Origin of the sequence: Marinobacter sp. UBA3604 (assembly GCF_002375325.1) — a bacterium.
GTDB lineage: Bacteria > Pseudomonadota > Gammaproteobacteria > Pseudomonadales > Oleiphilaceae > Marinobacter > Marinobacter salarius.
This window is the reverse complement of the sequence record NZ_DFMB01000020.1, coordinates 1-25569: the sequence shown is the minus strand read 5'-3', so window position 1 is coordinate 25569 and position 25569 is coordinate 1. Positions and strand designations below refer to the sequence as shown.

Below are 25569 nucleotides of genomic sequence, written 5' to 3'. Positions count from 1 at the left end.
GGGTTTGTCAGCAATCTGAGCCCCCGCTAAGCGGGGGCTTTTCTGTTAACGAGTTGCAAAAAGCAGTGAAATAGAACAATAAAACATGGAATTACGTTTACTTTTTCAACTACTATTAAAGTCACTATAAGAATCGTCCATTTTTTAGGCATCGAGGCTTTCGAGTGGCCCTGAGCTTTATTAAAAGCTTTCTGAATCGTTCCGATAAACGGCAGCACATCTATCTGGAAATTCGTCCTGACGGCATCGCGTGGGCGGAATCCGGAGGTAGCGCGGCTTTTGCCGATTGCTTGCCGGCAAAGCGTGAGTCTGTTCTCCGGGCATTGGTCGGCGAGCGCGCCTGGGCGGGTGTCGATACCACTCTGGTTTTACCGATGGATCAATACCAGGTGTTCCAGTTGGAGCGCCCTGAGGGCGTGGAAGACTCGGAGCTTGGTGATGCCCTGAAGTGGAAACTCAAGGACATTCTCGATTTCAATCCGTCCGATGCAGTCTGCGATGTGTTTCCGTTTCCGGAAGATGCTTCTCGTGGCCGCGGGGACCTGGTTAACGTGGTTGCTGCCAGGAAGTCTCTCGTTAGTGAGCTGGTTGCTCTGGTCGAGGCATGCGATCTGGCATTGATTTCCATTGATATCGCCGAGTTGGCTCTGCGTAACCTGGTGCCCCGTATTGATCCCGATCATCGGGGGGCGGCCGTGGTGCACATGCGCGAGCGGTTCGGGCAGATGATCGTCTGTAAAGGCGAAACACTGTACCTGTCGCGACGGCTGGACGTGACTTCGGATGACCTCCGGGATGCAGCGCGGCAGGAAAATGCCGTGCAGTCTTTGGCCCTTGAGATGCAACGCTCCCTCGATTATTACGAAAGCCAGTTGGGGCAGGTGCCCCCTGCCGTCATTCGCCTGGTGGCGCGTGATAACCTGATGCCATTGCCCTCCATGCTTGCCTCCTATGTAGCCGCCACTGTTGAAGCGCTGGATTGGGCGCCTTACGGTCTTGATGAGCCCCTGGATAGCCGCTGCCTGGTTGCCTGGGGCGCAAGCCTGTTGCCGACCGGCAAGGGGGCGAAATGATTCAGCAGGTCAACCTCTATACCGATGAACTCCGTCCCCGAAAGGAAAAACTGCAGGCCCGGATGGCGTTGTCCATTCTGGCCCTGGCGCTGGTTGTGATCGTGGTTTCCGCAGGGGTTGTCCGATATCAGGCGTCGCACTTGCAGGCGCAGGTCGATTCGCGGCAGGCTCAGAATGCTCAGCTACAGCGTGCGGTGGAACAATTGACCACTGAGGCGGAAGCCCGCCAACCCGACCCTGAGGTTGAAGCCGCCCTTGAGCGTGTAACCGCGACGCTGGCACGAAGGCAGCGATTGCTGAGTCGTGTGGAGGACCTTGTGGCCAGCGAGGCTGCGGGGTTTTCAGCACAGCTGTCGGCATTAGCCCGACAGGTGCCGCAAGGACTCTGGCTGACCCGCATCCGTCTGGACGGTCATCAGGGGAATGTTGCGTTGGCTGGCAGGTCGCAGTCTGGGCGACTTGTGCCGATATACCTCGAAAAGCTTAGCGGGGAGCCCGCCTTCGTGGGCAAGACCTTCGGCAGCTTCCGGCTTGACCGAGAGGAAGACGGGCGCTGGATCGAGTTTCAGGTTGCCACGGACAGGAACTGGGAGGGTGCTGAATGAAACAGGCCTTTCGTCAGCAATTTGATAGAGGCACTGCCTGGTTCGATGACCGCCCTGTTCGCGAGCGGGCAATGATTACTGTAACCGCCGTGGTCCTGGTTCTTTTTGTTGGCTGGGAACTGTGTGTAGCGCCTGTGATGGGCCGCAACGACCAGCTCCAGTCCCGCCTGGATTCTTTGGCCAACACTCAGGCGTCGTTGCTTGAGCAACAACAGGTGTTAACCGCACGCTTGTCCTCCGACCCGTCCCAACAAATTCGGGACAGGCTCGCGGCGCGCCAGCAGCGTCTTGACCAACTCGATGAGGAACTGGCCAAAACCACCGGACGGCTGATCGCGCCGAGGGCCATGGTGGGATTATTGCGGGACATCCTGGCGGCCCAGGACGAACTTGAGCTGCTGGGTGTTGAATTGATGCCGCCTGTGCCCGTATTTGAGGACGGTCCCGGCACGCCAGAAGACACTAACAGCAATGACAACAATGAAACCCGTGAGCCGTTGCTGTTCGCACACGATGCGGAAATTGCCATTCGTGGAGGCTATATGGACGTGCTGGCTTACCTCGAGACCCTTGAAGCCATGGACGCCCGCCTCGGTTGGGTGCTGCTTGACTATGATGTCAGTGAGTATCCGCACAACGAGATCCGGGTTCGGGTCAGGACATTGAGCCTGGACCGCGCATGGTTGGGAGTCTGAAATGAGGGTGTTGCTGATCGTATGGATGTTGGCTGCCGGGTATGCCTTTGCCCTTGAGGATCCAACCCGGCCGAGCGGCTTTTCAGGCAGTGCGCCACAGTCAGAACCGGCGAGGGAGTTTTCACTGGCGTCGATATTTATTGGCAATAATCGCAGGTTGGCGGTTATCGATGGAGAGGCCCGCAGGGAAGGGCAGGCGTTTGAGGGGGTTCGCATTCGGCGGATTTACCCCGACCGGGTTGAGCTGGTTGATCAGGGAAGAGTGCGCGTTCTACGCCTGGACCCCCTTCCGCAAGTGCGGAGTTCGCAATGACAGACAAACGAGCTGCTATGACACTGAATCGAACGTTTTTGACCGTGCTGCTGGCAACGTCACTGGCCGCCTGCAGCAATAACCCGCTGATGCGCACCAGCCAGGCCACCTCAACGGACGCTGCCCAGTCGATTGATGACGCGCTGGCGGAGGCCGAAGCCAAATCCGCGTTGCAGCGTGCCGAGCGGGAACAGGCCGCGCGGGCAGGTGTTCCGGAAGAAGTCAGTGCGGCCCTGATGCCGTCGCTGTCTGCTGACACGGATGACGAGGAACGGTTCGATGTCGATGCCCGTGGCCTTGCCGCCGGCCCGTTCTTCGAAGCACTGGTGGATGGTAGCCGGTATAACGTGGTGGTTCATCCCGGTGTTGACGCGGTTGTTGACCTGAGGCTCCGGGACGTGACTGTCCCTGAAGTTATGGATATCGCCAGCGACCTCTATGGCCTGGATATTCAGCGCAACGGGCGACTGTTTCAGGTAAAGGCAGAAAGCGTCCAGACTCGGATGTTCCCGATCGACTACCTGCACTTCAAGCGCAGTGGCGGCTCCGAAACCCGTGTCAGTTCAGGGCAGGTCAGCAGTTCACGTGACAATTCAACCGGTGCGGGTACGTCGCAGGACAATTCCGACAACACTTCAACGGCGAATCTCGTTGGCACTCGCATCTCCACCGAGACCGAGTCCGATTTCTGGACCGATATTCAGCGCGCGCTGCAAATGATCGTAGGGTCAGAGAGCGGCAATCAGGTGATCATCAATCCCGGCGCGGGGCTGGTGATGGTGCGCTCCGATGGAAAGTCCCTGGCGCAGGTGGAAGAGTACCTTCGCCGAACTCAGTTGATTATGCAACGGCAAGTGGTGCTGGAAGCCAAGATCCTGGAGATTGGTCTGAACGAAGGCTATCAGCAAGGCATTAACTGGGCAGATATCCAGAGTGCGTCAAGCGTGACCGCATCGGATGGCTTGCCGGAAGATTTTACCGCACAGGCTCTGGCAGGGCAGGTGATTACTACCTCAGATATCGGTGGGTTGTTCTCGGCCAGCGTCCGGGCGGGTGACTTTACCGGGTTGATCGAATTGCTTGGCGAGCAGGGCAACGTGCAGATTCTCTCCAGCCCCCGAATTTCGACCGTCAACAATCAAAAGGCGGTTATCAAGGTTGGCACCGACGAGTTTTTCGTAACGGACATCGACTTCAACAACAACAACTCGGCAGTGACAGCCACTGACCGGACTTCCACCTCAGTGGAACTGACTCCGTTTTTCTCCGGGATTTCTCTCGACGTTACCCCACAGATTTCAGAAGACGGCGCCATTACCCTGCACGTGCACCCCTCCGTGAGTGAGGTGAATGACCAGAAGAAGGTGATCACGGTGGGTGACCGGGACGTCACGCTGCCTTTGGCACTAAGCACGGTTCGCGAGACCGACAGTGTGATCCGCGCCGAAAGTGGCCAGATTGTGGTGATTGGCGGATTGATCCAGAACACCAGCGAAGACAACAACTCGGCAGTGCCCTTCTTCAGTGAAATTCCCCTGTTGGGAGAGTTGTTTAAACAGCGCCGGTTCCAGTCTCGCAAGAGCGAGCTGGTCATCCTGTTGCGCCCCGTGGTTGCCGGCAGCCAGCAGATGAATGCGGATGTATCGGCCAGTCGCGACCGGATGCGGGTTCTGCGGGAACTGCTGGAGTCTTCCGAGTCTGTGAAACCCCAACCGGAGAAAGCCAGGCGCTAGCATGTACGAAGCTCATTTCGGACTGCAGGAAGCACCGTTTGCATTGACGCCCAACACCCGGTATTTCCTCCGGGCACGCAGCCACAGCGATGCGCTGGAACTGCTGTTGGTGGCCTTGCGTGAGCGGGAAGGCTTTATAAAAATCACCGGCGAGGTTGGTACCGGCAAAACCCTGCTGTGCCGGTTGTTGCTCAATGAACTGGAGCGGGATGCCCATACGGCCTACATTCCCAACCCGCACCTGACACCGGAGACCCTCTACGAGGCAGTGGCCGAGGAACTGGGTGTGGACGTTGGGCGATGCGCCAACACCCACCAGATACTGAAAGCTCTGAACGAGCGCCTGATTGCGCTGGCCATGGAGCAACGCCAGGTGGTGCTGGTGATTGATGAAGCCCAGGCCATGCCCGAGGAAACCATCGAGGCGCTGCGTCTGTTGACCAATCTGGAAACCGAAAGTGCCCGGCTATTACAAGTGGTGCTGTTCGGGCAACCGGAACTGGACCAGATACTCCAACGAGACAGCATGAGGCAGCTACGGCAACGGATTACGTTCCAGTACCGTCTGGCGCCGTTGGACAAGGTGTCGGTGGCACAGTATCTCAGGCATCGCCTGTCCCAGGCGGGGTACAACGGCGGTGATCTGTTTGCACCCTCCGCGCTGCGTTTGATTTCCCGCTCATCCGGTGGCATCCCGCGGTTGGTCAATATTATCGCCCATAAGTCCCTGTTGTCAGCGTGGGGCCGGGGCGACCACCAGGTCAGCCGCTGGCACGTGATGCAAGCGGTCAGGGACACTGACAGCGCCCGCGTGCCCAACCTTCTGGTGAGGTGGCTATGAGTTTGCTTAATGATGCACTGCGGGCTGCCGAGCAGCGCCAGGACAGGCCTGTGGCGCCCGGAGTCTATGCAGGTGGTCAGGCGCAGGCTGGCAATCGCAAGCCCGTGTTTATGATTGTGTTGGTGGTTCTGGCGATCGTCGTTGCTGGCCTTGGTGGCTACTGGCTGTTCTCGATCAACTCCTCTTCTGCCTCCGCAGAAACGGCGGAAGCCGAAAAGCCATTGTCGTCGCCTGCAATGGTTGAGCCGGAACCGGTTCAAATACAGGCATCCACCCCGCAGACACCCGCGTCACAAAACCCGGCGCCAGAGCCGTTGTCACCGGAACCGCTGTCACCGGAACCCATGGAACCCGACACCACGCAGCAGGAGCCAGCCCAGTCGCCCCCTGCCTCGGTGGCGAAAAGGGAAAAGGTTGAACCGTCATCGACGGAGCCAGAGAAAGAGGCAGAAACAGAAGCTAAGGAAACGGAACCCGAAAAGACTGCCATGGCTGATGTGAAACAGGTGCCGGAAACGCCGGCTGCGACCGATCGCAGCACTGCAAGGGACCTGGAAAGGTTGGTGGCGCAGGGCCGTATTACCGACGCAGAGCGCCGTCTTGCGGCCCTGACCCGGGAGCAGGACGCCCCCCGCAGCCGCTATGTGGTTGCCAGGGCATTGCTGGTTGATGGCAAACAGGATCAGGCCCTTGGCTGGCTGCCCGCGGAGGTTACCGCACAAAACCCGGCTTTGCGTTTGCTGAGAGCAAGGGCCCTGCACGCCAACAATGATCTGGGTGCGGCCCTCAACACACTGACGTCGAGCATTCCGCCTGTGGAAGGACATGCCGAATACCGCGTTACGCTGGCAACGTTGCTGCAACAACAAGGTGACAGTGCAGAAGCCGCCCGGCACTGGGCGGTACTGATTGCCTGGGATGACAGCCAGGCTCCCTGGTGGGTGGGGCTGGCGATTTCCCTCGAGACACAGGGCGAGCTGGCCGGAGCGGCCAGGGCCTACCGGCAGGCAGCCGAACTTCCGGGATTGCCCCGGTCGTTGGCCGACTACGTACAGCAACGCCTGCAGGCATTGCGGGCAGGATGATCCATGGCTGAAGCAAAGAAAAAAATCCGCATAGGCGACCTGCTGGTCCAGAACGATGTCATCACTGAGCAACAGTTGATGACCGCCTTGCGTGAGCAGAAAAATACCGGACGCAAGCTGGGCCGTACCCTGATCGATCTGGGCTATGTGGAAGAGGACAACCTCCTCAACATCCTGTCACGCCAACTGGATGTGCCATTCGTTCAGTTGCGCCACTTCCAGTTCAACAACGAGCTGGTCAAGAAGCTGCCGGAAGCCATGGCCCGCCGTTTCCGCAGCATCGTATTGGCGGAACAGAGCGGCGAATTGCTGGTAGGTATGGCCGACCCGCTCGACATCTTCGCCTACGACGAACTGGTGCGGGTGCTGAAACAGCCGATCAAGCAGGCCGTTGTGCGGGAAAGCGAACTGCTGAATACCCTCGATCTGGTGTATCGCCGTACTGACGAAATTGCCTCGCTGGCGGAAGAACTGGAAGACGAACTGGGCGACGATGCTTTTGACCTGGCGGACCTCAGCGCTGAGTCCGAAAGCGCGGAAGCACCTGTGGTAAAGCTTCTGCAGACGCTGTTTGAAGATGCCGTGCAGGCCCGCAGCTCCGACATTCACATTGAACCTGACGAGACCGTGGTACGTATTCGCCAACGGGTGGATGGCGTGCTGCAGGAACAGGTGATGAAGGAAAAGCGGGTTAACTCCGCTCTGGTGCTACGCCTTAAACTGATGGCTGGCCTGAACATTTCCGAGAAGCGGATTCCCCAGGATGGCCGCTTCAATATCCGCGTAAAGGGCCGCAGCATCGATGTGCGGGTTTCCACCATGCCGGTTCAGTACGGCGAGTCGGTGGTCATGCGTTTGCTGGACCAGAGCCAGGGCATGCTGAACCTGGACGTCACCGGCATGCCGGAAACGCTGCTCGAAAACTTCCGCCGTATGATCAAGAAGCCCCATGGCATGATCCTGGTCACCGGCCCGACCGGTAGCGGTAAGACCACAACCCTTTATGGCGCGCTAACCGAACTCAACCGTCCGGAAGTCAAAATCATCACCGCAGAAGACCCGGTGGAGTACCGGCTGCCGCGCATTACCCAGGTGCAGGTAAACCCGAAAATCGGCCTGGAATTCGCCAGTGTACTGCGCGCCGCGCTGCGCCAGGACCCGGACGTGATCCTGGTGGGCGAGATGCGGGACCATGAAACCGCCGAGATTGGCCTGCGTGCGGCGATGACCGGCCATCTGGTGCTCTCGACGCTGCACACCAACGACTCCATCAGCAGTGCCATGCGACTGATCGATATGGGCGTGGAGCCTTTCCTGGTGGCCAGTTCTCTGCTTGGGGTCGTTGCCCAGCGGCTGGTGCGCAAGATTTGTGAGAACTGTCGCGAGGCCTACGAGCCCACCAGTCAGGAAAAAGTCTGGCTGAACCAGTTCGATCTTGATCCGCTCGACCTGGAGGCCGGGTTCGTACATGGTCGTGGTTGCTACCAGTGCAGCAATAGTGGGTACCGGGGGCGTCTGGGGGTGTACGAAATGCTGGAAATGAACGAGGGAATGCTGGACGCACTGCGCCGCCAGGACATCGCCGGTTTTACCCGGGAAGCGCGCAGGAGCCACCTTTACCGGCCGCTTGGTCTTTGTGCCATGGATTTTGCGCTGCAGGGTGTCACTACCCTGGAAGAAGTGGCCCGAGTGGCGGCGACCTCTGAGGGCGACGTGTCCCTGGAAGAGGTGCCGGTGCTCTCTCAAACCTCTGGTAACAGCGATGCCGACAACCCTGCTCCCAATGAGGGAGATGTCTGATGCAGTTTACGTACCGGGGTAAGGACAGCAGAGGAGCCGTGCAGCAGGGAGCGCTGGCTGCGCCGAGCCCCGAGGCGGCAGCGTCCGAACTCATGCGGCGGGGCATCACACCCCTGGCGATCCATGAGCAGGCACAAGGCGAATCCATTAGCGACCGGCTGAACAACTTGCCGCTGTTCCGCAAGAAAATCACCCTGGACGAACTGATTGTATTCTGCCGTCAGATGCATGCGTTGACCAAGGCTGGCATCCCGTTGATACGAACCATGCGTGGCCTGGCGGACACGACGCGCTCGCCCGCGCTCAGCGAAGTGCTGGACGACGTAACGGATCGCCTCGAGGCCGGCACCACAATGGCCAGCGCCATGCAGGCGCACCCCAAGGTGTTTCCGGATCTGTTTATCGCCATGATCCACGTGGGGGAGAACACCGGGCAACTGGACGACGCCTTCAAGCGGTTGTCTGAGATCCTCGAACTGGAGCGCGACACCAAACGGCGCCTTAAGCAGGCCATGCGTTATCCCACCTTTGTGATGATTGCCCTGTTTGGGGCGCTGATGGTGGTGAACTTCCTGGTGATTCCGAAGTTTTCGGCGGTCTTCAACAAACTGGGCGCCGACCTGCCATTCCTGACCCAGATACTTGTTGGTACCTCAAATTTTTTATTGGGCTACTGGTACATCGTACTGTTCGGTATGGCTGCAACGGCGATATTGGTGAGGCAGTGGAAAAACACAGACCAGGGACGCCTGACCTGGGACCGCTACAAACTGAAAATGCCTATTATCGGGCCGCTACTGGAGCTGATCACCCTAAGCCGGTTTGCCCGTAACTTCGCCAGTATGCTGTCTGCGGGCATGCCCGTGACCCATGCGTTGACCGTGGTTGCAGACGCCACGGATAACGCCTGGATATCCAAACACATCAAGGACATGCGGGTCGGTATCGAACGCGGTGAAAGCCTGCTGCGGACGGCCCGGCAGAGCGACATGTTCACGCCGCTGATCCTGCAGATGATTGCGGTTGGTGAGGAAACCGGTTCGGTGGACGACATGCTGGTGAACGTGGCGGATTTCTACGACGAAGACGTGGACTACGGACTCAAGCGGCTGGCGGAATCCATCGAACCGATACTGATCGTGGCCATGGGTATCCTGGTTCTCATTCTTGCTCTGGGCGTGTTCCTGCCCATATGGGACCTGGGAGCGGCCGCCATGGGGCGTGGGTGAATGACTGGCCAGAAGTATTCGGCGATGTCGGTGCTGATCAACTCACATCGCCTGAGAGTTCTGGTGGCCCTGTGCATCCTTTTTACCCTCTGGTGGGTATTACTGGGAGTTGCAGAGCGGGAAGCCGGCAGGGCAGAACAACAAGGTACACGGCTGATGCTCAACCAGATCAGAAGTGTACTGGTGGTAAAAGGGGCGGAGATTCGCCTGCAGGAAGGGGCCGACTTCAGGGCCTTGGCGGGCAGAAATCCGTTCGAATGGTTTGGATCGGAACCGGCCCGGTATGATGGCATCTGTCATGATGAGTCGCCGGAACCTGGCCGGTGGTGTTTCAAGCTGTTACAAACCGGCGATAAAGGCTACAAAAAAGACACGGCAAGCGCGCAGGGACAGGTTATATTTCAACCACGCCAGCCGATAACCCTTGGAGACAGGCAGGGAAGCGGCGACACACCCATGGCATGGGTTGTGGCGGTCGAGTTCACGGACAGAAACGGCAACGGACGCCTTGATGAACAGGATCTCCAGTCCGGGCTGAGATTGCAGCCGGTGGAGACGCAAAACGATCGTGCCGAACACTGATAACAAGCCTCAGGGAGGCCACACTATGAGGGCAATGACACTGAAAGCGCGCCAGACAAAGGGGTTTACCCTGATTGAGCTGGTGGTGGTGATCTCCATACTCGCCATTCTTGCAGCCTTTGCGTTGCCAAGATTCGCCGAACTGTCGGACGAGGCCCACCGGGCAAGCATCCAGGGCACCTCGGGCGCCTACGCCGCTGCTGTTGCACTGGTTCGTGCCCAGTGGACCGCCCGTGGCGCCGCTGGCGCGCAAACTAATCTGCCCGGCTTTGGCGAGGAAAACGTCGACGTGAGTGCTGACGGTTGGCCAACGGGCGTAGGTGGCAACACCGACCCGACCGCCATGAGTGCCACAGAGTGCCAAAACCTCTGGCTGGCCCTGATGCAGTCAAACGCGCCGACCGTGGCAACGTCCGGAGATACAACCGATTACACAGCAAGCGCAAGCGGCTCCGTGTGTACCTATGAGTACAACCTCAACGGTGGCACGGACAACATTCAATACGACGCCGACAGCGGCGAAGTGATTCGGGTTATCAATTAATCCATTTTAAAGCAGCAAAAGCAGGAGAAGACCATGAATATGATGAACCAGATGGCAGCAAGAAAAGAGAAAGGTTTCACCCTTATTGAACTGGTGATGGTGATTGTGATTTTGGGTATTTTGGCGGCGTTTGCGTTGCCGAGGTTTGCGGATTTTGGATCCGATGCTCGTTCGGCAGCACTTGAAGGCGGTGTCGGTTCTGTGAAATCAGCAGCGGCAATCGCCCACTCCCGCTGGGTTGCGAACGGCAGTGTTGCGAGCCAGGCGGTTAATCTGGATGGCGCTAACGGAATCACCATGTCCGCAGAGGGCTATCCGACAAACGATGCTGCTGGTATTGGTACCGCTGCGCAATTAGACGCAAACGATTTTGTGTTCAGTGGTGGAAATATCGAACTGGTATCAGCAGAGGATACCGATGGGAACGGGACTGTAGATTGTAACTTCACATATGACCCTTCGACCGGTGGCGTGACAGCTCGAGCAACCGCTGATTGCTAAGCAATTGTAGTGGTGTAGGTCGAATTAGCGACTCTCTAATTCGACCTGAGTACTGCAGCTACGGTAAATCCGGGAGAGGGGCATGAGAAAAAGAATCGCCCCGATGTCATCGGGGTTCACCCTTGTAGAGCTGGTCATGGTCATCATCCTGATCGGGGTTCTCTCCGCTCTGGGTGTTGGCCTGTTTGCCAGCCGCTCCGCCTTTTCTCCTCTTCTTGTTACCCAGCAACTGTCGTCCGCCACGCTGCTTGCCCAGCAGGCGGCGCTGGCAGGGAACAGCGCTGACACGCTGACCATTCGCCAGACCGGCGACGAACTCAGGTTTTCAGCCGCCTCCTCACAATTCATCCTGAAGCGCAGTGGCTCAACACTGGCCTATCGCGTAGCGAATGCGGCCTATACCAATGTTCCTGCTGGCGGCCTGACGGTGGGCTTTGACGGCTTTGGCCGGGTCGCATCCCCGACGGCCAGAGCCAACATTGATTTCCGTGTTACTGGCGATAGCACGTTCAATCTCTGCCTCAGTTCCCTGGGCGCGGTTTATGACGGGACCTGTCCATGACCAGGCCAGTCAAATACGGGCGCACCCAGAAAGGTGCCACACTGGTCGAGCTGGTGATCACCATTGTTATTATCAGCGTCGCTATTGCCGGGGTAGTGGGTGCGTTTGCGCTTATCTCCGGGCGTAGTGCGGATCCATTGAATCAGACCCGGGCTGTTGCACTCGCGCAGATTTACATGGACGAAATTCTCAGCCGACGGTATGACGAAAACACACCCGTAGGTGGGTTTCCGAGAGAGCCGGGTTGCACCATAAACACTGAAGAAGGCAGTCGCGCCGATTACGACGACGTTGATGACTATAACGAGATTACCGATGCGGTCCCGGAGAATGCCGAAGGCACTGGCCTGGCCGCGGACTACGCCGGCTTTCAGGTGTCAGTTGCCATCGAGTGCGCCGGCGATGAAATCGGGCTTGCGGCTGATGAAGCCAAACGCATCGATTTGACGATTACAGACCCTAGCGGTCAGAGCTACGATTTCTCCGTATACAGGGCGAACTACTGATGCCTCGCCAGTCTGGATACACATTGATTGAGCTGATCATGGTGATTGTGCTGCTGAGTATCGTGGCCACGGTGTCGGTGCGGTTTGTCGGCCTGTCGACCCAGGGCGCGCTGGATACCAGCGCCCGTCAGTTGCGAGCACTCCAGTCCGTGGTGATCAGTGAACAGCTGACCCGTGACTTGCGGGAGGCCTTTCCGTTGTCGGTTCGAAGTACCGGCTCTTGCATCGAGTGGTTGCCTATGGAGGCGGGAACTAGTTATCTCAACCTACCGGCCACTGAAGTGAGCCAAATCGAGATTGCTGAGTTTGCTCAGCCTCCTGTTGTCAGTAACAGGCGTGTGGTTATCTATGGTTACGGGACCACGACGGGGGATATCTATACTGGCGCTAATCCTGGCCCGGTCTCCTCACTGATTTCTGGCGTTAACAATACGGCAGTCCCGGGCTCGCCGGCCACCATAAGCCTGTCGGCCAGCCATCGTTTTACTTCAACTTCGCCAGCGCGGCGCCTGTTCCTTGTGGGTGAGCCGGTGAGTATTTGTCAGAGCGGCCGCTTTCTGTATCGCTATAGCGGGTATGCGCCGACGTCCACTCAGCCTGATCCTCCTCCGGTTACACCGGAAGTACTGGCGGCCAGCGTAACCGGAACCGTCGATTTCCGGTTCCTGCCTGCAACCCTGCAACGGGCAGCGGTGGTTCAGTTTACGTTTGATCTTTTAAGCGCCGATGGCAGCGAAACCACAACCGTCAGCCAGGAGGTCCAGATCCGTAATGTACCCTGACCAATACTGGAACCGACAGCGTGGTGCGGGGTTGCCAATCGCCCTCTTTATCATCACCGTTTTAGCTTTGATTGTAACCAGCATGGCGCAGCAACAGGAAAGTACCGGCGCGGCTGTCAGTCAGCAGATTTTGTCTCAACGCGCGTTCTACGCGGCGGAAAGCGGAGCTCAGGCAGCGGTCACCGAGGCACTTTATGGCAGTGGCTGTGGGTCAGTGCCGGGGTCTCTGAGTTTTACAGGGCGAGGCCTCAATGGCTGTAGCACCAGTCTCAGTTGCTCCGTTGTGCGGGCTGATATTGAAGGCGATGCCGCTGACGAAGATGTTTATACCCTGGTCAGCACCGGACAATGTGGCGTAGGCACCGAGCAGGCCACGCGAGAGATTGAGGTACGTGTGCGATGAAGGTAGCGGGTTTCTGGTTTGTGTTTTTTTTGTCTGTTGCTGTTGCCCCCGCGCACGGTACGATTACCGTCTCCGCGAATGGTAACTCGAATGGACCGGTGACGGTAGACGTGGGCGATTCTGTCTCCATTGAGGTTGTGGCTACCAATTGCACAAACGTGCAAGGCAATAACTCAGCTTGGCGTGACAACTGGGTGAACGCCGGCAATCCGGAAGAAGAAATATATGCCACCAGTCCTTGCACGGTGCCATCACTGAATCGAACGACTAGTTTTGATACGCCGGGCACTTACACGGTAGCGTTTTTCTCTGAGTACTGCCGAAACTATCGGAATGGCGGCCAGTGCAACCCCCGATGGATCGAAGATCAACGTGGGAGTATTGAGATTGTCGTTCAGGACCCGAACGCACTCACCTGTTTTAACGACGATTACACCAGCGGACAGCTCAATGGGGACGACTGGGTAACCTCCGTTTCATTGGGAAGTTTTACTCCACAGATTGTTAACGGCCGGCTCCGAATGACAGAGGCTCGCGGAAACCAGGCAACGGCGGCCACGTTGCAGCGGGAAATTCCTGGCGCTGAAAACCTTGTTATTCTGGAGTTTAACTATTACGCATACGGGGGCAGTGGCGCAGACGGCCTTGCCATTGCGTTGTCGGATTCGGTTGTAACCCCGCAACCTGGCAGTTACGGGGGGTCCCTTGGCTATGCACAGCGTAATAATGGTGACCCCGGGTTTGCAGGTGGCTGGCTGGGCATCGGTTTGGATGAGTACGGTAACTTTTCCAATAGCAACGAAGGGCGCCAGGGTGGACGAAATGGACGGACACTGGATTCAGTCGCCATTCGTGGCGCGGCTCCCGATTACCGTTTCATGCGGGCCACTGATCGCCTGACACCTGGCATTGACACGCCGAACACCAATAACCCGGACGCCCAGCGGTATCGCATCATCATTGACTCCAGGGAATCCGGAGAAGCCATTGTGTCGGTAGAACGGGATCTGACCGGTACCGGCAACAACTACGACATGCTAATCCCACCGTTCAATGCGTTGAACGAGCCAGGGCAACCGGCGGTGCCGGAGAACTTCCTGCTGTCGCTGACGGGCTCCACCGGCGGGGCAACCAACATCCATGAGCTCGACCAGTTTCAGCTATGTGCGCTCAAGCTTAATCCGGTGGGTGAGCAAGTGGATCACTTCGAAATCCGCCATGACGGGGTGGCGCTTACGTGCCAGCCTGAAACGGTCACCGTCCGCGCCTGCGCCAATGCCAGTTGCGATCAACTGTTCACTGATCCGGTTGAGGCAACTCTCGAGCCTCTGGACGGCTGGCAGAGCGGTAACGTTGTCAGTTTTTCCGGGGGGGCCGGGGAGGCAACCCTGGCAAATAGAGTTGCTGGCGTCGTTGAGCTGGATGTTATTGGTTCCCGCCCCTCTACACGCCCCCAAGCGGTGACGCTGTGTCAGATAGGCGCGGGCAATCTGTCGGCGGCGAATTGCGAGATCGAGTTTTTTGACTCGGGGCTGGCCTTCGATATACCGAACCTGACTTCCCACCGTCCGTCTGGTCCCATTGAAGTGCAGGCGGTGCGGCGGGACGACGTAACCCAAGCCTGCGTGCCCGCGTTTGAGAACGTTGAGAAGCCGGTTCGTTTCTGGTCAACCTACGTGGACCCGGGCCCGAGCGGTCGCCCTGTCAGTCGTGCCCTTTCGGTGGATGGCGGCGATATCAGTGGCGACGGTAGCAATCCTACGATACTTGATCTTGACTTTGGCGCTGATGGTATTGCGGAAATCGATGTTCAATATCCTGATGCCGGTAATATGCAACTGAACGCCGAGTATCGCGGTTCTGCGGCAACGGACGACGCGGGGCTGGTGATGCCCGGTGCCGATCAGTTTGTCAGTGTACCGGCGGGCTTTTGTGTCCGAACAGGCGGCGAATGCTCAGACGGGGATGCCTCTTGCCCTCTGTTTGTGAAAGCCGAGGAAGACTTCAATCTATCGATTACAGCCGTCGGGTGGGAAGAAGAAAGTGACGTTAGCCTCTGCGAGGGCAATCCGGTAACACCCAACTTCCGTCTGTCGGACATTCCGCTGTCATCGGAGGTAGTTGCACCATCGGGCGGTGACGATGGCATAGTCACGCCATTGATCTATTCCCATACTCGTTCGGCAGATGCTACTGAGACGGTCAGTGTGAATGTGTCGGAAGTGGGTGTTTTTCGGTTCAAGGCAGATCCGGGCACGGGTACCTATCTTGGATTGACGGCGCCGGGTGGAAGCAGTGGTCCAACCGGTCGTTTCTATCCCGACCGTTTTGAGGTGACCGTTGATCCGGGTGAACTGGGTCCAGGCGAACTGGAAGCGGGATGTACAGTGGCTACGTCGTTTTCTTACATCGGGTTGGACATGGTGTGGGAACTGGTTCCGAGTCTGACGATTGAACCGGTATCCGTTGAGGGAAACCGCACGCTCAACTACACGGAGCCGGGTTTTCAGCGGCTTTCCACCGCAGGAATCAGTCGAACAGCACCTGCGGCTGATTCCACTGTGTTGAACCGCGATGGCAGTCCATTGGCGGTCACTGTCGTTTCGGGGGGCGGAACGCTAAGGGGTGATGAGCCTGACCCTGGCCTGTTGCAGTTTGACTACGCCAGTGATGACACGGTCACCTACAATAAGGTCCCGGAAGCCCGCGTTCCCTTGTTTGACCCCGCTTTGGAATACAGTGTTACTGATATCGTGGATTCGGACGGAGTGGCCGGTGCTGGCGCCCCCTACCTCTTTACACCGGCCGCGAATTTCGACGTGCGCTACGGTCGCCTGTCCATGGAAAACGTGTCTGGCCCGGAGAACATTGACGAACTCCCGATGCCCTTCCAAGTGGAATACTGGAATGGCTCCCGATTTGTGGTAAATACGGCTGACAGTTGCACGGGCTGGACAACAGACAATATCGGTGGCACCGCGGCGCACCATACCCTGGCTTCAGATTCCGGTACTTTCAATGCAGGAGAGGCTGGCCCGCTTCGGCTGGCGCCGGCGGGTTCGCAGGGGACAGACACGCTGACGTGGGCCGTAGCTGACTGGCTAAAGGACGACTTCAACGGCGACGGCTCACTTGAGGATCCCTCAGCCCTGGCCACCTTCGGCGTCTACCGTGGCCATGACCGCGTTATCTACTGGCAGGAGAAATAGCGGGAAGGGGGCTCAGTCCTCCTCCCCCTCCGGGTGATCCATCCCGAGTTCATTAATCTTGCGGGTCAAGGTATTCCGTCCCCAGCCTAGCAGGATGGAGGCATCACGCCGGCGCCCGCCGGTGTGCTTCAACGCGGTCTCGATCATGATGCGCTCAAACTCCGGCACGGCGGTATCGAGAATGCCTTTGTGGCCGCGTTTGAGCTCCTGTTCCGACCAGTTGCGCAGGCCTTCCTGCCAAGTCTGGCCGGTGGCCGGCGCTTCGGCCTGCTGCATCAGCTCGGGCGGCAGGTCATCGATGTGAACCTCGCGGCCACTGGCCATCACCGTCAGCCAGCGACAGGTGTTCTCAAGCTGGCGGACGTTGCCGGGCCAGGGCAGGGTGGTGAGGTATTCTTCGGCTTCCGGGCGCAGTATTTTGGTTTCCACTGCCAGTTCCCGGGCAGCCCGCTTGAGGAAATGTTCCATTAACCGCGGGATGTCCTCGCGGCGCTCCGCGAGTTTTGGCAAGTGCACCCGGATAACATTCAGGCGATGGAACAAATCTTCCCGAAAGGTGCCCGCCTGGACGAGCTTTTCCAGGTCCTGGTGTGTAGCCGCGATGATGCGGACGTCCACTTTGATAGGCGTGGTGCCGCCCACCCGATAGAACTCCCCATCCGCAAGCACCCGCAATAACCGTGTCTGGGTGTCGGCGGGCATATCACCGATCTCGTCGAGGAACAGGGTGCCTCCGTTGGATTGCTCGAAGCGACCCTGCCTGGCGGCAGCCGCTCCGGTGAAGGCGCCTTTCTCATGGCCAAACAGCTCGGACTCAATCAGGTCCTTTGGAATCGCGGCCATGTTGAGTGCGATAAAAGGGTGGCTGGCCCGGGGGCTGTGGTTGTGAAGGGCCTGGGCAACCAGTTCCTTACCGGTACCACTTTCGCCATTGATCAGTACGGTGATGTTGGAGTGGGACAATCGGCCGATGGCCCTGAACACCTCCTGCATCGCAGGCGCTTCACCAATGATTTCGGCATTTCTCTGTGCGCTTTCGGCTTGCGGCTCCGAGGTGGCCCGGCGTTCGTGGCTGTGAGCAACGGCCCGCTTCACCAGTGCGACGGCATCATCCACGTCAAACGGTTTTGGAAGGTACTCGAAGGCGCCCGTCTGGTAGCTGGTCACCGCGCTTTCCAGGTCGGAATGGGCGGTCATGATGATCACCGGCAGATCCGGGTGTGAGTCAACAATCTGTGAGAGCAAGGTGATGCCGTCGACGCCGGGCATACGGATGTCGCTGATGATGGCATCGGGCTGTTCGTGCTCCAGCCTCATCATGATGCTTTCGCCACTTTCAAACACCCGGGGCTGCATACCGGCCTGGTTCAGGGCGCGCTCCAGCACCCAACGTATACTGCGATCGTCGTCAATTATCCAGACGTTTGCCGGTTGGCTCATTGGTTTTCCTCCAGAGGCAGGAAGATGATGAAGTCGGTTTTTCCGGGCTCGCTCTCGCATTCAACAAGCCCGTGATGTTGCCCGATGATGCTTTGGGTGATGGAGAGGCCGAGGCCTGTGCCGCTGGCTCGCCCACTGATCATCGGGTAGAAAACGTTTTGCAACAGATCCGGTGGTATGCCCGGGCCGTTATCAATCACATCCACGCGGCACACCAGGCGATGGCGTTTGTGGCCGATGGTGAACTGTCGCAATGCGCGTGTGCGGAAGGTGATCGTCGGCTGTTCGTCGCCGGTCATCTCCGCCTGGTTCTCGAACGCGGCTTCCATGGCGTTGCGGGCGATGTTAAGGAAAGCCTGAATCAGCTGTTCCTTGTCGCCCTGGAACTCGGGGAGGCTGGGATCGTAATCTCTCCGGAAGTTCAAGCGGCCGCGGCTCTCAGCTTCCAAAAGGGTTTTGACGCGCTCCAGAACCTCATGAATATTGGTGGACGCCATTTTTGGGGCTTTGTTCGGGCCGAGCATGCGGTCCACCAGGGTTCGCAGGCGGTCCGCTTCTGCAATGATCACCTGGGTGTATTCTTTCTGGTCTTCGTTGTGCAGTTCGCGGTCCAGCAACTGGGCCGCCCCGCGAATACCTCCAAGAGGGTTTTTGATTTCATGGGCCATGCCCCGGACCAGTATCCGGGTGGTTTCCTGCTGGGAGATAATGTCTTCTTCCCGGCTGATCCGTAGCAAGCGGTCCCTGGGCTGGATTTCGATCAACAGTTCCGTTGGCTCAAGGCTTATGGGGGACACCGAATAATCAACCGTCAGCCGCAACCCGCTTGTCAGTATGAATTCCGCTTCGCGTCTGGTGTACGACTGGCCATTCTCGGCTGCTGCATACAGTGTTTGCAGGGCATCTTCAGAGTCGATCAGGATGTCGTTGATCGGGGCTCCCTTACTTCTGGTTACGCTGGTTTCAAACAGACTTTCGGCCGCCGGATTCAGGTACTGGACTCTTAACCCGTCACTCAGCACCAGTACGGCTGTGGTCAGGCTGTCCAGTATGCTTTTGTATCCGGCCGGTATTGCCATTCGTTTGTCCCTTTTGATGGGCCTTGCGGGTTGCTAAGGCAGTTTTGCAAAAAACGAACCACATTGGCTGTTCGTGGCGATGACAGTGCGCATTTAGCGGGCATGCGGGTTACAGGCCTGTGAACACGGCGTGGTGTAGTGCAGAAATATCATTGCGTAAAGCCTGCCCGCGGATATCCGCTCTGGGAATGGTCAGAGTATGGCTTTTTTATGGTGCGACCGCACTAAAATGGGGCAAGCAGGAATGGCGTGGTGGTTCGCTAACCGCTACAGGTCTGCGTTTGTATGGCGCCCCGGCCCGAAACGGTCGGGGCCCCGGAAGGGTGCATCAGTTGTTGACGCTGGGCCGGTGGATGGTGAAGGTAATGGTTTCGCCGCTCTTGACGGTAACACCGTTGCTGTCGACGATATTGACGCCTGCATCGTGGGTGCCGCGAAACACATTGCGCACCATCACTGTCCCGGAAGCGCTCTGGCCAACCGGTTGGCCGTCGAGAGTTACTTCGTACTTGTGGCTGCCCCGAAGGCCAGGTGAACTGGTCACGCGGAATTCCACGTCGCCGCTGCCACTGTGGAAGGCCTGGTCATCACCCGGCGCGAGGAAGCGGACGCTGTCGTAGACGGAGCCTTCCTGTTGCACTTTTTCCCGCAACCGCTCTGGCTCCCGAACCGCTTCGAGTTTTGGCAGAGTGACCGTGGTGACCGGTTTTACCTTGATCTCCTCAGCAGGGGTGCCTTCCGAGGGCTCGTCGGTATAGGTAACGTTGCCCTGAGCATCCACCTGACGATAGACCTCGGCGGAAACCGGAAGCGCCGCAAGAGCGACAATGCCAGAGAGTAGTGCAAGCCGTGCGTTCATAGAGACAACCTGTCTGATTGTTTTACCCGATTATCAGCGCCAGTCATGAGTATTTCAACGCCATTACCCGGCAGCTTGGTTACATTCCGTTAAGGCTGGTCGAAATGTGCGGCCGTACACAAAAAAGCCCCGCGCAAGGCGGGGCTTCTCTGGGTTGCTGATCCTTACGAACGGATCAGCAGGAGTAGTAGAGCTGGAACTCGACCGGATGCGTGGTCATGTTCAGTTTCTCAACTTCACCGCGCTTCAGATCGATGTAGCCGGCAATCATGTCCTCGGTGAACACGCCGCCGCGGGTCAGGAATTCATGATCTTCAGCCAGGCAATCCAGAGCTTCGGACAGGGTTTCAGCAACCTTCGGAATGTTCAGCGCTTCTTCCTTCGGCAGGTCGTACAGATCCTTGTCCATGGCATCGCCCGGGTGGATCTTGTTCTGGATACCATCCAGGCCGGCCATCATCAATGCAGCGAACGCCAGGTACGGGTTGGCCGCCGGGTCAGGGAAACGCACTTCGATACGACGTGCTTTCGGGCTGTTCACGTATGGAATACGGATGGAGGCCGAACGGTTACGGGCGGAGTAGGCCAGCATAACCGGTGCTTCGTAGCCCGGAACCAGACGCTTGTAGCTATTGGTTGCAGGGTTGGTAAAGGCGTTGATGGCCTTGGCGTGCTTGACGACACCACCGATATAGTAAAGCGCTGCTTCGCTCAGGCCGGCATAGCTGTCACCTGCGAACAGGTTCTTGCCGTCTTTGCTCAGGGACATGTGTACGTGCATGCCGGAGCCGTTATCACCAACCACAGGCTTGGGCATGAAGGTGGCGGTTTTACCGTAGGCGTGGGCCACGTTGTGTACGCAGTACTTGAGAATCTGCACTTCGTCAGCCTTGCGGGTCAGGGTGTTGGCGCCAACGCCGATTTCACACTGGCCAGCGGTGCCGACTTCGTGGTGATGAACCTCAATTTCCAGGCCCATGGATTCCATAGCGGCACACATGGCGCCACGCAGGTCGTGCAGGCTATCCACTGGCGGAACCGGGAAGTAACCACCTTTAACACCCGGGCGGTGACCGATGTTGTTGCGATCGAAGTCTTCGCCGGATACCCAGGCGGCTTCTTCAGAGTGGATGTGGTAGGAAGCGCCCTGCATATCCACATTCCATTTAACAGAATCGAAAACAAAGAACTCAGGTTCCGGACCAAACAGGGCACCGTCAGCGATGCCCGTGGACTTGAGGTACTCTTCCGCACGGCGGGCAACGGAGCGTGGGTCACGCTCATAGCCCTGCATGGTGGAAGGCTCTACGATGTCACAGGTAATGTTCAGTGTGGTTTCTTCGGTGAACGGGTCCAGCACGGAGGTGCTGTCGTCCGGCATCAGAATCATGTCGGATTCATTGATGCCTTTCCAGCCGGAGATTGAAGAGCCGTCGAACATCTTGCCGTCGCTGAAAAAGTCCTCGTCCACCTCGGTGGCCGGCAGCGTTACGTGTTGTTCTTTGCCACGGCTGTCAGTGAATCTCAGGTCGATCCATTTGACTTCGTGTTCCTTGATCAGATCAATCGTCTTGGACATTGTGCATGCTCCGTCTGTTATCCCGCCGTGCGGGCGATTTCTGTGTACATTGTTGCCGGATCGTTCAGCAGTGCTGACTCCCGATCTTTCTTTCAGGTAGGGCAGCTTAACAAAAGCTGTTGCGAGTTACCTGTAAATTCGGCTGCTTAAGGTTTAGCAATAGCCTTGCCAGTTTTTGATGCATGCGCCACAAGTGCGCAATACCAAGGCGTTCGGGCTGTTTTGGAGCGATATGTGCTGATTGGGTGGCCCTATCGCTCTTTCGTGGTGCGTTAAAACGGTGCGATAGCTGAAATAATGCACCAAAATGATGCAGATGGGTTGTTGCTTCGATAGGCGTTTTTCTTCATATAAACGCAAGTGAGTTTGCTATATACTGCGCGCCACTTCATTTTTGCCTCAGGTATTCAGCACAGACGCTGAGTTTCTTCAGGGGGTATTCGGGCTTCCCGGCCCGACAAATGAAATTCATTTTACGGATTTGAGACGGCATGTAAGGGGCTTTGCGCCTACTGAAGACCTCTCAGGTCATTCAGTGCATGCTGCAGGATTATAGTTGTGATTGATAAACTTCGTAATATCGCCATCATCGCCCACGTTGACCATGGCAAGACCACACTGGTTGACCAGCTTCTTCGCCAGTCCGGCACTCTGGATCGCAAAGAGCTCGAAAACGAGCGTGTCATGGACTCCAATGACCAGGAAAAAGAACGTGGTATTACCATTCTGGCCAAGAACACGGCGCTGAAGTGGCACGACTACGACATCAATATCGTGGACACCCCGGGTCACGCCGATTTCGGGGGTGAAGTCGAGCGTGTCATGAGTATGGTCGATTGCGTGTTGCTCGTGGTTGACTCTATTGATGGCCCGATGCCACAAACCCGGTTTGTCACCCAGAAAGCGTTTGATGCGGGCCTGCACCCGATTGTCGTCGTGAACAAGATTGACCGCCCTGGAGCTCGCCCGGACTGGGTAGTGGATCAGGTGTTCGACTTGTTCGACAACCTCGGCGCCAGCGATGAGCAGCTGGACTTTCCGATTGTCTACGCCAGTGCCCTGAACGGCATTGCCGGAATGGATCACGAAAAGCTGGACGACAACATGGACGCGGTTTTCCAGGCCATCGTTGATCACGTACCTGCGCCCAACGTCGACCGGGACGGTCCGTTCCAGATGCAGATTTCTCAGTTGGACTACAACAGCTTCCTGGGCGTTATTGGCATCGGCCGCATTATGCGCGGCAAGATTAAAACCAACTCTCCGGTTACGGCCATTGGTGCCAACGGCAAAAAGCGCCAGGGCCGTATTCTCAAGATCATGGGCCATTCCGGGCTGCAGCGTGTTGAAGTCGACGAAGCGCAGGCGGGCGACATTATTTGCGTCAGCGGCATGGATGAGCTGTACATCTCTGACACCTTGTGTGACCAGGCCAATGTTGAAGCCTTGCCGCCGTTGACGGTGGATGAGCCGACGGTTTCCATGACGTTCCAGGTCAACGACTCACCGTTTTGTGGCAAGGAAGGTAAGTTTGTCACCAGCCGCAACATCAAAGAGCGTTTGGAAAAAGAGCTGCTGCACAACGTTGCTCTGCGAGTTGAAGAAGGTGAGTCGGCAGATAAGTTCAAGGTATCCGGCCGTGGCGAGCTGCACCTCTCAGTGTTGATCGAAAACATGCGTCGCGAGAACTTTGAGCTCGCCGTGGGTCGTCCGGAAGTGGTTATCCGTGAGATCGATGGTGTTAAACAGGAGCCGTACGAAAACGTCATCATCGACATCGAAGAGCAGCACCAGGGTGCGCTTATGGATCAGATGGGGCTCCGCAAGGGTGAAATGACCAACATGGTGCCGGACGGAAAGGGCCGTATGCGTCTTGAGTATACGATTCCGGCGCGCGGGCTGATCGGTTTCCGTAACGCCTTCCTGACCATGACCTCCGGTTCGGGTATTTTGACTTCAACCTTCAGCCATTACGGCCCTATTAAGAGCGGTGATGTGACCAGTCGTCAGAACGGTGTGCTGGTGTCAATGGCAACTGGTGCCGCGCTGACTTATTCGCTGGAAACACTGCAGAGCCGGGGCAAGTTGTTCCTGGATCCCGGCCAGGAAGTGTACGAAGGTCAGTTGTGTGGTATTCACAGTCGTGACAACGATCTGGTGATTAACCCCACCAAGGGGAAGAAGCTGGACAATATGCGTGCGTCCGGCAAGGACGAGGTCATCGGCCTGGTGCCGCCGATCAAGCATACCCTTGAGCAGGCTCTGGAGTTCATCGATGAAGATGAATTGGTGGAAGTGACGCCCAAGTCGATCCGCCTGCGCAAGAAGCTTCTGACCGAGAATGAGCGTAAGCGCGCTCATAAGAAGTAATCTTCAGTACGTGATATTAAGGGGCGGTGCCAATGTGGCCCGCCCCTTTTTCGTTGTCTTCAGCTAAACTCCGGTTAAATCCTTTGTCCGGAGCGCCTCATGCTCACCCTGTTTCCAGATATCAAGCCTAACGCCCAACATCGCATCGCAGTTGATCCCCCTCATGAGCTTTTTGTTGAAGAAAGCGGCAATCCGGATGGCATTCCTGTTCTGGTCGTCCATGGTGGGCCGGGTGGTGGGTGCGAGGACTATCACCGCCGTTTTTTCGATGCCGAACGCTACCGAATTATTCTGATGGATCAGCGTGGTGCAGGCCGTTCGAGGCCTCTGGCGGAGTTTGTTGGAAACACCACGCAAAATCTTGTGGACGATATAGAAACGGTGCGGACCTTTCTCGGGGTGGACCGATGGATACTGTTTGGCGGCAGTTGGGGGTCTACGCTGAGCCTGGTGTATGCCCAGTCGCACCCGGACAGGGTGCTTGGCCTGGTGCTAAGGGGGATTTTTCTTTGTCGGCCCAGGGATATTCACTGGTTTTACCAGGAAGGCGCAAGCCGCGTGTTTCCCGATTACTGGCGGGATTTCCTGGCGCCCATTCCGGAGGGTGAGCGTGGCGATCTCGTCGCGGCCTATTACCGTCGCCTGACGAGCAGCAACGAACTGGAACAGATGCAGGCTGCCAAGGCGTGGTCCATCTGGGAGGGACGGTGTGCGACCCTGCACCCGAATCCGCGTGTGGTTGAGCACTTTGGGCATCCCCATGTGGCCATTGCCCTGGCCCGAATCGAATGCCATTACTTCATGAATAATGCGTTTCTGGAAGATGATCAGATCGTACGTGACGCGGCGTTGCTCAAGGATATTCCAGGCATCATTGTCCATGGCCGTTACGATATGGTTTGTCCGCTGGACAATGCTCTGGCTTTGAGCCAGGCCTGGCCGGAAGCAGACTTGAGGATCATACGGGATGCAGGGCACTCGGCGTCCGAGCCCGCCATCATTGATGCCCTGATGCGTGGTGTCGATGAGGTCGCTGCGAAGCTTGAAGGTAGGGATACGTAAAGTCACATGAAGAAGGTTGCGGCGAGCCTGGTGCGTGGATAAACTTCCTTCCGAATTTTGAGTCCTTGCGCAGGGAGCTTGATGAAAGGGCTGATACAGCGGGTTACCCACGCCAGCGTCACCGTCGACAATGAGATCATCTCCGAGATTGGTTCGGGGCTTTTGTTGTTGCTCGGTGTGGAGAAGTCAGACGACTCCAGCACGGTGCGGGAACTGTGTCGAAAATTACTCGCCTACCGGGTATTTCCCGACGACCAGGGACGGATGAATCGCAGCCTGCTCGATACGGGCGGCTCCCTCCTCGTTGTTCCCCAGTTTACGCTTGCTGCTGATACCCGGTCCGGATCCCGTCCGGGATTTTCGGTAGCAGCGGGCCCGGAATCTGCCGAAACACTGTTTCATGAATTCGTGGCCTCGTGTGGGTCGCAGTTGGGCGCAGCTCGGGTTGGCCAGGGGCGGTTCGGCGCGGACATGAAGGTGGCCTTGGTAAACGATGGGCCGGTCACGTTTCTTCTGGAGGTTGGAGGTGTGCCGGGGCGGGGTTGAGGTGTCGCCCTATTGCGAGGCATTGCAACGGTCGGTGGTCCTTTCTGGTGCTGCGCTGGCCGTTGGTGGTGTTTACTACTTCTGATCAGCTAACCAGCTAATCTATCAAGTAGTCGAAAACCGGCAGCCTTCGGGCTGCCGGTTTTTTTATGGTGCGCCAGGCATGGCGCG

The 25569-nt window shown here is 57.5% G+C and carries 24 protein-coding genes; 20 read left to right on the top strand and 4 right to left on the bottom strand.

Annotated features, from left to right (window positions below; translation table 11 throughout):
- Positions 1-164 precede the first annotated feature (164 nt).
- The 17 genes from B2590_RS05945 to B2590_RS05865 all read left to right on the top strand — a co-directional run bounded on the left by B2590_RS05945 (position 165) and on the right by B2590_RS05865 (position 16463).
- The gene (locus B2590_RS05945) at positions 165-1073 is read left to right on the top strand and encodes a biogenesis protein MshI (RefSeq protein ID WP_199448899.1); all 909 of its coding nucleotides are present in this window, start codon (positions 165-167) and stop codon (positions 1071-1073) included.
- Positions 1070-1678, top strand: coding sequence for a PilN domain-containing protein (locus B2590_RS05940; protein ID WP_075195657.1), 609 nt, complete (start codon positions 1070-1072; stop codon positions 1676-1678). Before B2590_RS05945 ends, B2590_RS05940 begins: the two co-directional genes overlap by 4 nt.
- Entirely contained in the window at positions 1675-2373 is a 699-nt protein-coding gene (gspM, locus tag B2590_RS05935; RefSeq protein ID WP_075195658.1) for a type II secretion system protein GspM, read from the top strand. Before B2590_RS05940 ends, gspM begins: the two co-directional genes overlap by 4 nt.
- Before the next feature lies 1 nt (position 2374).
- Positions 2375-2686: a hypothetical protein gene (locus B2590_RS05930; RefSeq protein WP_041335648.1), complete on the top strand. Its 312-nt coding sequence runs from the start codon at positions 2375-2377 to the stop codon at positions 2684-2686.
- Complete coding sequence (mshL, locus tag B2590_RS05925) at positions 2683-4419, top strand: pilus (MSHA type) biogenesis protein MshL (protein WP_041335651.1); 1737 nt, start codon at positions 2683-2685, stop codon at positions 4417-4419. Before B2590_RS05930 ends, mshL begins: the two co-directional genes overlap by 4 nt.
- 1 nt (position 4420) lies before the next feature.
- On the top strand, positions 4421-5260 hold the full coding sequence (locus B2590_RS05920; protein WP_041335653.1) for an ExeA family protein: 840 nt from the start codon (positions 4421-4423) through the stop codon (positions 5258-5260).
- Complete coding sequence (locus tag B2590_RS05915; RefSeq protein ID WP_041335656.1) at positions 5257-6345, top strand: tetratricopeptide repeat protein; 1089 nt, start codon at positions 5257-5259, stop codon at positions 6343-6345. Before B2590_RS05920 ends, B2590_RS05915 begins: the two co-directional genes overlap by 4 nt.
- A 3-nt stretch (positions 6346-6348) precedes the next feature.
- A complete protein-coding gene (locus tag B2590_RS05910; protein ID WP_041335658.1) occupies positions 6349-8145 on the top strand; it encodes a GspE/PulE family protein in 1797 nt (598 codons plus the stop codon).
- Positions 8145-9374 carry a type II secretion system F family protein gene (locus tag B2590_RS05905; protein WP_278367903.1) on the top strand — a complete coding sequence of 410 codons (1230 nt, stop codon included), beginning with the start codon at positions 8145-8147 and terminating at the stop codon, positions 9372-9374. The genes B2590_RS05910 and B2590_RS05905 overlap by 1 nt, the downstream gene beginning before the upstream one ends.
- Entirely contained in the window at positions 9375-9956 is a 582-nt protein-coding gene (locus tag B2590_RS05900; RefSeq protein WP_091644465.1) for a hypothetical protein, read from the top strand.
- A 25-nt stretch (positions 9957-9981) separates the two neighbouring features.
- Positions 9982-10500 (top strand): prepilin-type N-terminal cleavage/methylation domain-containing protein, encoded by a 519-nt coding sequence (locus tag B2590_RS05895; RefSeq protein WP_091644468.1) that lies wholly within the window; start codon positions 9982-9984, stop codon positions 10498-10500.
- A gap of 33 nt (positions 10501-10533) precedes the next feature.
- Positions 10534-11001, top strand: coding sequence for a prepilin-type N-terminal cleavage/methylation domain-containing protein (locus B2590_RS05890; protein WP_082040589.1), 468 nt, complete (start codon positions 10534-10536; stop codon positions 10999-11001).
- Positions 11002-11083: 82 nt separating this feature from the next.
- Positions 11084-11563 carry a pilus assembly FimT family protein gene (locus B2590_RS05885; protein WP_041335659.1) on the top strand — a complete coding sequence of 160 codons (480 nt, stop codon included), beginning with the start codon at positions 11084-11086 and terminating at the stop codon, positions 11561-11563.
- Entirely contained in the window at positions 11560-12069 is a 510-nt protein-coding gene (locus tag B2590_RS05880) for a type IV pilus modification PilV family protein (RefSeq protein WP_041335661.1), read from the top strand. The genes B2590_RS05885 and B2590_RS05880 overlap by 4 nt, the downstream gene beginning before the upstream one ends.
- Complete coding sequence (locus B2590_RS05875) at positions 12069-12851, top strand: type II secretion system protein (protein ID WP_041335663.1); 783 nt, start codon at positions 12069-12071, stop codon at positions 12849-12851. The genes B2590_RS05880 and B2590_RS05875 overlap by 1 nt, the downstream gene beginning before the upstream one ends.
- The gene (locus B2590_RS05870; RefSeq protein WP_041335665.1) at positions 12841-13254 is read left to right on the top strand and encodes a pilus assembly PilX family protein; all 414 of its coding nucleotides are present in this window, start codon (positions 12841-12843) and stop codon (positions 13252-13254) included. Before B2590_RS05875 ends, B2590_RS05870 begins: the two co-directional genes overlap by 11 nt.
- Positions 13251-16463, top strand: a complete 3213-nt coding sequence (locus B2590_RS05865) for a DUF6701 domain-containing protein (RefSeq protein ID WP_075195667.1) — start codon at positions 13251-13253, stop codon at positions 16461-16463. Before B2590_RS05870 ends, B2590_RS05865 begins: the two co-directional genes overlap by 4 nt.
- A 12-nt stretch (positions 16464-16475) precedes the next feature.
- Here the strand turns inward: B2590_RS05865 and ntrC are convergent, their stop codons facing one another.
- The 4 genes from ntrC to glnA all read right to left on the bottom strand — a co-directional run bounded on the left by ntrC (position 16476) and on the right by glnA (position 21420).
- Complete coding sequence (gene ntrC, locus B2590_RS05860) at positions 16476-17903, bottom strand: nitrogen regulation protein NR(I) (RefSeq protein WP_041335667.1); 1428 nt, start codon at positions 17901-17903, stop codon at positions 16476-16478.
- Positions 17900-18982 carry a nitrogen regulation protein NR(II) gene (gene glnL / locus B2590_RS05855; protein ID WP_036203423.1) on the bottom strand — a complete coding sequence of 361 codons (1083 nt, stop codon included), beginning with the start codon at positions 18980-18982 and terminating at the stop codon, positions 17900-17902. Before glnL ends, ntrC begins: the two co-directional genes overlap by 4 nt.
- Before the next feature lie 328 nt (positions 18983-19310).
- Positions 19311-19841, bottom strand: a complete 531-nt coding sequence (locus tag B2590_RS05850) for a DUF4124 domain-containing protein (protein ID WP_075195668.1) — start codon at positions 19839-19841, stop codon at positions 19311-19313.
- Between the two features lie 175 nt (positions 19842-20016).
- On the bottom strand, positions 20017-21420 hold the full coding sequence (gene glnA / locus B2590_RS05845) for a glutamate--ammonia ligase (protein WP_036203429.1): 1404 nt from the start codon (positions 21418-21420) through the stop codon (positions 20017-20019).
- 558 nt (positions 21421-21978) lie between these two features.
- On the opposite strand from glnA, the gene typA reads away from it, so the two are divergent.
- The 3 genes from typA (at position 21979) to dtd (ending at position 25398) form a co-directional block, all read left to right on the top strand.
- Positions 21979-23790 carry a translational GTPase TypA gene (gene typA / locus B2590_RS05840; protein ID WP_036203432.1) on the top strand — a complete coding sequence of 604 codons (1812 nt, stop codon included), beginning with the start codon at positions 21979-21981 and terminating at the stop codon, positions 23788-23790.
- 99 nt (positions 23791-23889) lie between these two features.
- Positions 23890-24852, top strand: coding sequence for a prolyl aminopeptidase (gene pip / locus B2590_RS05835; protein WP_091644472.1), 963 nt, complete (start codon positions 23890-23892; stop codon positions 24850-24852).
- 81 nt (positions 24853-24933) lie between these two features.
- Entirely contained in the window at positions 24934-25398 is a 465-nt protein-coding gene (dtd, locus tag B2590_RS05830) for a D-aminoacyl-tRNA deacylase (protein ID WP_091644475.1), read from the top strand.
- Positions 25399-25569 lie beyond the last annotated feature (171 nt).